Annotated in this window: 10 protein-coding genes; 3 read left to right on the top strand and 7 right to left on the bottom strand. The window is 71.6% G+C overall.

Features of this window, described 5'->3' with window-relative positions; translation table 11 throughout:
* A partial coding sequence (locus AB8Z36_RS21785; RefSeq protein ID WP_369215038.1) for a TOMM precursor leader peptide-binding protein occupies nt 1–935 on the top strand: 935 nt, incomplete at its 5' end.
* A gap of 41 nt (nt 936–976) precedes the next feature.
* On the top strand, nt 977–2,368 hold the full coding sequence (locus AB8Z36_RS21780; protein WP_369215037.1) for an ABC1 kinase family protein: 1,392 nt from the start codon (nt 977–979) through the stop codon (nt 2,366–2,368).
* A 34-nt stretch (nt 2,369–2,402) separates the two neighbouring features.
* Here AB8Z36_RS21780 and AB8Z36_RS21775 read toward each other — a convergent pair whose 3' ends face one another.
* The 5 genes from AB8Z36_RS21775 to AB8Z36_RS21755 all read right to left on the bottom strand — a co-directional run bounded on the left by AB8Z36_RS21775 (nt 2,403) and on the right by AB8Z36_RS21755 (nt 6,455).
* Nucleotides 2,403–2,651, bottom strand: coding sequence for a hypothetical protein (locus AB8Z36_RS21775; protein ID WP_369215039.1), 249 nt, complete (start codon nt 2,649–2,651; stop codon nt 2,403–2,405).
* Between the two features lie 109 nt (nt 2,652–2,760).
* Nucleotides 2,761–3,084: a hypothetical protein gene (locus AB8Z36_RS21770; protein WP_369215036.1), complete on the bottom strand. Its 324-nt coding sequence runs from the start codon at nt 3,082–3,084 to the stop codon at nt 2,761–2,763.
* Nucleotides 3,081–3,449 carry a WhiB family transcriptional regulator gene (locus tag AB8Z36_RS21765; protein WP_369215035.1) on the bottom strand — a complete coding sequence of 123 codons (369 nt, stop codon included), beginning with the start codon at nt 3,447–3,449 and terminating at the stop codon, nt 3,081–3,083. The genes AB8Z36_RS21770 and AB8Z36_RS21765 overlap by 4 nt, the downstream gene beginning before the upstream one ends.
* A 169-nt stretch (nt 3,450–3,618) precedes the next feature.
* Nucleotides 3,619–3,960, bottom strand: a complete 342-nt coding sequence (locus tag AB8Z36_RS21760) for a hypothetical protein (protein WP_369215034.1) — start codon at nt 3,958–3,960, stop codon at nt 3,619–3,621.
* Between the two features lie 161 nt (nt 3,961–4,121).
* Nucleotides 4,122–6,455 carry an ATP-dependent DNA helicase UvrD2 gene (locus AB8Z36_RS21755; protein WP_369215033.1) on the bottom strand — a complete coding sequence of 778 codons (2,334 nt, stop codon included), beginning with the start codon at nt 6,453–6,455 and terminating at the stop codon, nt 4,122–4,124.
* 27 nt (nt 6,456–6,482) lie between these two features.
* Between AB8Z36_RS21755 and AB8Z36_RS21750 the strand changes: the two genes are divergently transcribed.
* The gene (locus AB8Z36_RS21750) at nt 6,483–6,725 is read left to right on the top strand and encodes a mycoredoxin (protein ID WP_369215032.1); all 243 of its coding nucleotides are present in this window, start codon (nt 6,483–6,485) and stop codon (nt 6,723–6,725) included.
* A gap of 4 nt (nt 6,726–6,729) precedes the next feature.
* Here the strand turns inward: AB8Z36_RS21750 and nudC are convergent, their stop codons facing one another.
* Nucleotides 6,730–7,677 carry an NAD(+) diphosphatase gene (nudC, locus tag AB8Z36_RS21745; RefSeq protein ID WP_369215031.1) on the bottom strand — a complete coding sequence of 316 codons (948 nt, stop codon included), beginning with the start codon at nt 7,675–7,677 and terminating at the stop codon, nt 6,730–6,732.
* 73 nt (nt 7,678–7,750) lie between these two features.
* Nucleotides 7,751–8,721 (bottom strand): M20/M25/M40 family metallo-hydrolase (locus tag AB8Z36_RS21740; RefSeq protein ID WP_369215030.1); only part of this gene is annotated, 971 nt, incomplete at its 5' end.

Here is an 8,721-nt window from a genome sequence, read left to right as displayed (position 1 = left end):
ACGACGCGACGGGCGGCGGCCCGGCCGCCGACGGCCTGCGCGGGCGGAGCGGCGTCATGGAACGGCTGCGGGCCGATCTGGCCTCGCTGTCGCTCTCCTCCCCGGAGCCCGGCGAGGCGATCGGGAAGCTGGCGGCGCGCCGGTCCATGCGCGTGCGGGTCCAGGGCGCGGGCCGGGTGGGCGCCGTGGTGGCCTCGGTCCTCGCGGGCGCGGGCGTGGGCCGGGTCGATGTGCTGGACGGCGGGCACGTGGMGCCGTGGGRCGTCGCGCCGGGCGGGCTGCCCGCGGAGTCGGTCGGAGAGCGCAGGGACACGACCGCGCGACGTCTCGTCCGCGCGGCGGCACCGGACCGGCCACCGCGCGCGGCTCCGCCGGGGCCCTCCGCACGCGTCGGCCGTCCGGCCGGGCCACCGCGCGGACCCGAGGCCGAAGCGGGGCTCTCCCTCGTGATCATCGCTCCACGGGACGGCCTGCATGCCTACGCCCCCGATCCCGCCGCTGCCGAGGACCTCCTGGCCGCGGGCACCCCTCATCTCTACGCCGGTGTGATCGAGGGCACCGGTGTGGTGGGGCCGCTGGTCCTGCCCGGAGCGACCGCGTGTGCCGGATGTCTCTTCCGGCAGCGCGCGGACCGCGATCCGGTCTGGCCGCGGATGCTGGCCCAGTGGCGCTCGGGGCGCGCCCGGCATGTGCCCGCCTGCGACCTGGCGCTGTCGACCTCCGTCGCAGGCCTGGTCGCGGGGCATGCGCTGGCGTTTCTGGACGGAACACCCTCGGCCTGTACGGACGCCCGATGGGAGGCTTCCGTGCCCTCTTTCGATTGGCACGCGCGCCCGGTCTGGGCGCATCCTGCCTGTCCTTGCGGGGCCGCCGTGCACGTTAAGGGGGATCGGCTCACCACTGACACGGAGCCGCACGCAACAATGGCCGGGTAACCGCCTGAGAAGGCGCGGCTGTCTGGGACTTGGAGGGGCGAATGTCTGATCTTCCCCGGAAGGCGGTCACCCGAACCGCCAAACTGGCCGCGCTGCCACTCGGCTTCGCGGGACGCGCGACCTGGGGGCTCGGCAAGCGGATCGGGGGCAAGTCGGCGGAGATCGTCGGGCGTGAGCTCCAGCAGCGCACGGCCGAGCAGCTCTTCAAGGTCCTCGGGGAGCTGAAGGGCGGCGCCATGAAGTTCGGGCAGGCGCTCTCCGTCTTCGAGTCCGCGCTGCCCGAGGAGGTCGCGGGTCCCTACCGCGCGGCGCTGACGAAGCTCCAGGAGGCTGCGCCTCCGATGCCGACCCGCACGGTGCACTCCGTGCTCGCGGAGCGACTCGGCGAGGACTGGCGCGACCGGTTCCTGGAGTTCGAGGACAAGCCGGCCGCCGCCGCGTCGATCGGGCAGGTGCACCGGGCTGTGTGGGAGGACGGCCGCGAGGTCGCGGTGAAGGTGCAGTACCCGGGCGCGGGTGAGGCGCTGCTGTCCGACCTGAGCCAGATCAGCCGGTTCGCCCGGCTCCTCGGTCCGCTGATCCCGGGCATGGACATCAAGCCGCTCATCACCGAGCTGCGCGACCGGGTCTCGGAGGAGCTCGACTACGGCCTGGAGGCACAGGCGCAGCAGGCACACGCCGAGGAGTTCGCGGACGATCCGGACGTGGTGGTGCCCGCGGTGGTGCACCAGAGCGATCAGGTCCTGGTCACGGAGTGGATGGAGGGGACGCCCCTGTCCGAGGTGATCGCGGACGGCTCGCAGGAGCAGCGCGACCGTGCGGGTCAGCTCCTGGCCCGCTTCCTCTTCTCGGGCCCGGCCCGCACGGGGCTGCTGCACGCCGACCCGCACCCCGGGAACTTCCGTCTGGTGCCCGACGGCGAGGACGGCTGGCGGCTCGGCGTCCTGGACTTCGGCACGGTGGACCGGCTCCCCGGCGGCCTGCCCGTGACGATCGGCGAGTCCCTGCGGATGACGCTGGCGGGCGAGGCCGACGCGGTCTACGAGATGTTGTGCGGGGAGGGCTTCGTCAAGGAGTCCGTGGAACTCGAACCCGACGCCGTGCTCGACTATCTGCTGCCGATCATCGAGCCGATGCTGGTGGAGGAGTTCACGTTCACGCGGGGCTGGATGCGCAGCCAGGCGGCCCGGGTGGCCGACCCCCGCTCCCCCGCTCACCAGCTGGGCAAGCAGCTCAACCTCCCCCCGGCGTATCTGCTGATACACCGTGTGACGTTGAGCACCATCGGAGTGCTGTGCCAGCTCGGGGCGACGGTCCGGATGCGGGACGAGCTGGAGGAGTGGCTGCCGGGCTTCGTGGAGGAGCCGGACGCGGACGCCGAAGAGACGGGTGCCGAGGCGGAGGAGGAGGGCGCGGCGGCGGCCGAGGCGTGAGCGGCGGTGTTGCCGCCCGGTCCGGGACTCCGGGCTACCAGCGGTCGGAGTCGAGGCGTCCCTCGATGGCTCTGAGGTTGGCGCGCGCGCAGACGTCGCAGAAGTAGCGGCGGACGCCGTTCTCGACCGAGTACGTCCAGGTCAGCGGCGTAGCTTCGGCGGTCGTGCCGCAGCCGGAGCAGACGACCGGGCCCGTGGCGTCCACGGCCGTGGGATGTGTTCGGCCCGGCTGGCCCGCCCGCCGCTGGTCCGGGTTCTGCTGGTCCGGGTTCCGCTGGTTCACCCGGTGACACTATCTCCGCTTCCGGGTGCTTGGGGATACAACGCACTGCGGGGGCCGGTCCCTGCGGACCGGCCCCCGTCTCACTTCTCTCGCTGCGCCTGGTGGGCGCTTACTGCATGACCGCCATGGCGAGCGCGCGCCGGGCACGCAGCGAGGCGCGCTCCGCGCGGCGCTGCATGCGGCGGGCCGCCATCAGGCGCTCGGCCGGGCGCTGGGCCTCGGCTTCGCGCAGGCGGTCGTGCATATGCGCACGAGCCATGGCTTCTGGGATGAGTTGCATCTCACGGGTCCTGTTCTGGCGCGAGGCATGCGCGCCGGTGGTGGTGAAGTCCGGGGTGGCGGAGCCGGCGGGCTCGCTGGTGGCTGCCTTCATCGGGGCCTGCTTCTTGGGGTCGTGCGTCATGGGGCGATCGATCGTTCCGGTGATGCTCATGCGACGACCGGGTTCTTGCGCGGGCGGCCACGGGGCCGCTTGCGGGCAACGACGACGCCCTGGACGAACAGCTCGCCGCCCCAGACACCCCACGGCTCACGCCGCTCCTTGGCGCCCGCGAGGCAGGCCTCCATCAGCGGGCAGGTGCGGCAGAGCGACTTGGCGTACTCGACGTCGGCCGGGGACTCCGCGAAGAAGACCTCGGGGTCGTACGCACGGCAGGGGACGGGTACGCCGAGGTTCTCGATGGCGTCGTCGAGCGCGGTGAGCGCGGTCAGGGGGGTCAAGGTCGGGTCCTCCGTGGAAGTGGGTGGGGTGATCGCTTGTGAAGGCGGTACGGACGGGGCGTGCGCTTCGAGTTGCACGGTGTGGTTTTCCTCGTCTGGTCGTGCCGGCCTGGGTCGGCCGGTTGGCGGCTGGTACCGGGTCTTGCTGGTGGCCCCTTCGGCTTGTCTTCCTGTTTCGGGGAAAACAAAAGGGCCGCGGATCCCGGGTGGGGTTCCGCGGCCCTGAAGGCGCCGGTCTGATCGAGGATCAGACTGGATCACTCCAGGGTTCGAGCCCACGGAAGGCCCACATCAGGTGGTGCTGCGTCGTCTGCTTCCGGAATCCGGCACCGGCTGCCGCAAAGGCATAGGCCTGGGCCTGCGCCTCCGCTACTGCTGCTTCCGGTGCCTTGGTCGGTCGCTCATTGCCCCCATTGGCCTCGCGGATCGAGAGACCGCCGAGAGGCAGGGAGACGGACATCGGACGGACGGCGGGGGTGCCGCCGGACAGACCGGTGCCCTGGTTCGAGAAGCCGAGCAGGCAGGAAGCGACGACCGAGCGATCGGTCATTTTGGCGGTGCTGACGAAGCTCTTGTTGCTGCTGATCACTGGAATTCGCCTCCTCTCGGCGTCTAAGGGATCGGCCAAGACCGATCCTGCGGAACAAGTACAGCACGGGTTCGGGGCTTCGGAGAAGCCGCCGTTCCTGTGCCTAAGAACCTATGGGTCTTCCTTGCGCATGCGCAAACTATTTTCTCGACGAGTTTGAATCATTCGCCATCGGCGCCCCTTACATAGTCCTGACCTGCGCAGATGGCGAGGACTTCGGCGCCGAAGCGGTGAAACTTCCGCACGCCGACACCGGGGATGCGCGCCAGCTCTCCCTCGTCGTCCGGCACGGCCTCGGCGATGGCGATCAAGGTCTTGTCCGTGAAGACGCAGAACGCGGGCTGTCCCAGTCCGCTCGCCCGGTCCTCGCGCCACTCCCGCAGCCGTTCGTAGAGCCCTTCGTCCATGTCGGAGGGGCAGTCCTCGCACCGCATCAGCTTCATCTCGCCCGCCTCGGTGAGCGTCCGGCCGCAGACGCGGCAGCGGGCCGGTGTGCGGCTCCTGCGCTGACGGCGGCCGACCACCGGGCCCAGTGCCTCGCCGCCGCTGCCGCGCTCGACACCGCCGGGACCACCGCCCGCCCCGCGCGCCGCCGTGCCCCCGCCGGAGCCCGGCCGCAGCCCGTCGAGGAAGCGGCTCGGGCGGCGGTTGGGACGCCCGCCGGGTGACCGGGAGAGCGACCAGGAGAGCCCGAGGTGCACGCGGGCACGGGTCACCCCCACATAGAGGAGCCGCCGCTCCTCCTCGATCTGCTCGTCGGTCTTGGCGTAGGTGATCGGCATCATGCCCTCGGCCAGGCCGACGAGGAACACGGCGTCCCACTCCAGGCCCTTGGCCGCGTGCAGCGAGGCAAGGGTGACGCCTTCGACGGTCGGGGCGTGCTGGGCGTTCGCCCGCTCGTCCAGCTCGGCCACGAGGTCGGCCAGGGTCGCCTGGGGCGCGGCGCGCGTGAAGTCCTCGGCCAGACGGACCAGCGCGGCCAGCGACTCCCAGCGGTCGCGGACCGCCCCGGAGCCCGCGGGCGGCTCCGACGTCCAGCCCTTGGTGGAGAGCACGGCCCGCACCTGGGAGGGCAGGTCGACCACGTCGTCCAGGAGCGCGTCGTTCCCCCCGAAGCGGGCGGCGCCGCGCAGGGCCGCGCCCGCCTCGCGCACCTCGGTGCGCTCGAAGAACCGCTCGGCGCCGCGGAGTTGGTACGGCACATTGGCGTCGGCCAGGGCCTGTTCGTAGATCTCCGTCTGTGAGTTCGTGCGGAAGAGGATCGCGATCTCGCTGGCCGGGACGCCGTCGGCGAGGAGGGCGCGGATACGGCGGGCGGCGCCCTCGGCCTCGGCGGGTTCGTCCGCGTACTCCGTGTAGACCGGTTCGGTGCCGGGGTCGCGCTGGGAGATCAGTTCGAGACGGTGGTCGGCGGCCCGGCCGCGGGCCTGGGAGAGCAGGCCGTTGGCGAGGTGGACGACCTGGGGGGTGGAGCGGTAGTCGCGGACCAGTTTGACGACCGTCGCCCCCGGGTGACGGGTGCGGAAGTTCAGCAGGTGGTCGGGGGTGGCTCCGGTGAAGGAGTAGATCGTCTGGCTGGCGTCGCCGACGACGCAGAGGCTGTCGCGGTCGCCCAGCCAGAGCTCGAGGAGACGCTGCTGGAGCGGGCTCACGTCCTGGTACTCGTCGACCACGAAGTGCTGGTACTGGGCGCGGACCTGTTCGGCGATGTCGTGCCGGTCCTGGAGGATGCCGACGGCGAGCAGCAGGACGTCCTCGAAGTCGATGACGGCCCGGTCGCGCTTCAGGTCCTCATAGGCCGCGTACAGCTGGGCGGTCTCGGCGGGGTCGCGCGGGACGTCGCGGCCGGACTTGGCCGCGGCGGCCGCATAGTCCGCGGGGACGGTCTGGGTGACCTTGGACCACTCGATCTCGCTCGTCAGATCGCGCAGCTCGTTGCGGTCCAGGCGGATGCGGCAGGCGGCGGCCGCGTCGGCCACGAGCTTGATCTTGCGGTCGACGATCCGGGGCAGCGAACCGCCGACGGCTTTCGGCCAGAAGAACTGGAGCTGGCGCAGGGCCGCGGAGTGGAAGGTCCTGGCCTGCACGCCGGAGGCGCCGAGCTGGCGCAGACGGCCGCGCATCTCGCCCGCGGCACGGTTGGTGAAGGTGACGGCGAGGACGCTGGCGGGCTGGAGGATGCCCGCGCGCACTCCGTAGGCGATGCGGTGCGTGATCGCCCGTGTCTTGCCCGTACCGGCGCCCGCCAGGACGCACACCGGCCCGTGCAGGGCGGTGGCCACCTCGCGCTGCTCGGGGTCGAGCCCGGCGAGCACCGCGTCGGCCGAGTCCGGGACCTGCGGGAAGAGGGTGGAGTGCGTTGCTGATGTCACCCCAACATGCTGCCAGGTCGCCAGGGGCGGCTGAGCCGGTTGTCCACAGGGAGGCCGTCGCAGTCGTACTAATGCGGGAATGACCGTGGGGTCGCGTACGTTCTTCGCATTGCGATGACGCATCCCGAGCCACGAAGGAGCACAGACGACATGCCGGGCACTGTGACGATGTACAGCACCACGTGGTGCGGCTACTGCCGCCGCCTCAAGGGTCAGATGGACCGCGAGGGCATCACGTACAACGAGATCAACATCGAGCACGACGCGGACTCGGCAGCCTTCGTCGAGAAGGCGAACGGCGGAAACCAGACGGTTCCCACCGTTCTCTTCCCGGACGGCTCGACGCTCACGAACCCCTCGCTCGCCCAGGTCAAGCAGAAGCTGGTCGCCTGACGGGTCAGCCGACGGACCCCGGCTTCGGCAGGGGCTTGCCGTACCAGAGCTCGATCAGACGGGCCGCAATCGAGATTCCGTAGGGAGGCAGGACCTCCCCGGACTCGAATGCGGCCCGCAGGTCTTCCCGGGAGAACCAGCGGGCCTCGTGGATCTCCTCGCCGTCCACGTTGATCTCCGAGGAGACCGCGTCGGCCATGAAGCCGAGCATCAGGCTGGAGGGGAAGGGCCAGGGCTGGCTCGCGACGTACTCCACGTCGCCGACGAGGACGCCCGCCTCCTCGAACACCTCGCGCCGCACCGATTGCTCGATGGACTCCCCCGGCTCGACGAAGCCGGCCAGGGTCGAGAAGCGGCCCTCGGGCCAGTGCACCTGGCGGCCGAGCAGGATGCGGTCCTCGCTGTCCCTGACCGCCATGATCACAGCCGGGTCCGTGCGCGGGTAGTGCTCGGCGCCGCAGGCCTGGCAGCGGCGGATGTGGCCGGCCGCCGCGATGACGGTGCGCTCGCCGCAGCGTGAGCAGAAGCGGTGCAGGCGCTGCCAGTTCTCCAGGGCCACGGCGTGCACCAGCAGGCCCGCGTCGCGCGGGGAGAGCAGCAGTCCCGCCTCGCGCAGTCCGGCGGGGCGCGCCGACTGGTCCATGCGGCCGGGCAGGGCGTCCTTCTGGAGCGCGAAGTAGCTGACGCCGTCGTCGTCGCAGCCCAGGAAGTAGCGGTGCTCCTCGGTGAGCGGCGCCTCGAAGGACGGGGTCATCACCAGTTCGGTGCGGCCCTCGGGCGTCTCGTCGATGAGCGCCTGGCCGCCGCAGACCACGAAGACCCGGGTCGTCGGGTGACTCCACGCGGCCGCGAGCCACGCCTCGTCCATGCGGTGGTGCGCCGCCCGGTCGATGCCGCTCGGCGCGGTGAGCGAGATCGGGCGGTCTGCGGTGTGGTCGGTCCAGGTGGTCACAGGTGCTTCCAACTCCCCCGATGGAATGGGTGGCTCGGCAGGGCGGGCTGCGGCGTGCTCGGCGGTCCGTAAGTCAGTGTGCACGGTGGGCGCCGTGCCAGTTCTGGGCGAGGTCGCCCCACAGGTGGGCGGCCGTCTCGACGCCCTTGAGGAGCAGGTCGATCTCGACCTTCTCGTTCGGCGCGTGCCAGCCGTCGGAGGGCACGGAGATGCCCAGGAAGAGAACGGGTGCGGCGAGGACGTCCTGGAGGTCGGCCGCGGGTCCCGAGCCGCCCTCGCGCGTGAAGCGGATCGGCTGCCCGAAGGCGCGGCCCATGGCGCGCACCACGGACTGGAGCGCCGGGTGGTCGAGCGGCGTCAGGCACGGGCGCGTACCGGCGCTGAAGGTGATCGTGTGGCGGATTCCCGCCGGGACGGTGTCCGCCGCCCAGGCGCGGACGGCCTGCTCGACGCGGGTCAGGTCCTGGCCGGCGACCAGGCGGAAGGAGAGCTTCACGACGGCGGACGACGGGATGATCGTCTTGCTGCCCGCTCCCTGGTAACCACCGCCGATGCCGTTGACCTCGGCGGTCGGGCGGGCCCAGACGCGCTCAAGGGTGGTGAACCCGGCCTCGCCGCGGGTGCCGTGCGACTTGGCGGTGCGCAGCCAGCGCTCCTCGTCGAAGGGCAGCTCGGCGAAGAGCTCGCGCTCGCGGTCGGTGAGCTCGGTGATGCCTTCGTAGAAGCCGGGTACGGCCACGCGGCCGTCCTCGTCGTGCAGGGCGGCGACCAGGCGGGCGGCCTCGGTGGCCGGGTTCGGCACGGCGCCGCCGAAGGAGCCCGAGTGGATGTCCTGGTCGGGGCCGTGCAGCGTGATCTCGCACTCGGCGAGGCCACGCATGCCGGTGCAGACGGTCGGGGTGTCCTCCGACCACATGCCGGTGTCCGAGACGATCACCGCGTCGGCGGCGATGCGGTCCTTGTGGGCCTCGATGAGCGCCAGGAAGTGCGGGGACCCCGACTCCTCCTCACCCTCGACGAGTAGCTTCAGGTGCACGGCGGGGG

This window comes from Streptomyces flavofungini (assembly GCF_041028215.1).
Lineage (GTDB): Bacteria > Actinomycetota > Actinomycetes > Streptomycetales > Streptomycetaceae > Streptomyces > Streptomyces flavofungini_B.
Note: the sequence above shows the minus strand (reverse complement) of the source record. Positions and strands in the feature narration are given on the sequence as shown.

Coding starts and splice junctions, on each gene's coding strand:
- AB8Z36_RS21780 (WP_369215037.1), top strand. CDS start 977: ATGTCTGATCTTCCCCGGAAGGCGGTCACCCGAACCGCCAAACTGGCC.
- AB8Z36_RS21770 (WP_369215036.1), bottom strand. CDS start 3,084: ATGAGCATCACCGGAACGATCGATCGCCCCATGACGCACGACCCCAAG.
- AB8Z36_RS21755 (WP_369215033.1), bottom strand. CDS start 6,455: ATGCGTCATCGCAATGCGAAGAACGTACGCGACCCCACGGTCATTCCC.
- AB8Z36_RS21750 (WP_369215032.1), top strand. CDS start 6,483: ATGCCGGGCACTGTGACGATGTACAGCACCACGTGGTGCGGCTACTGC.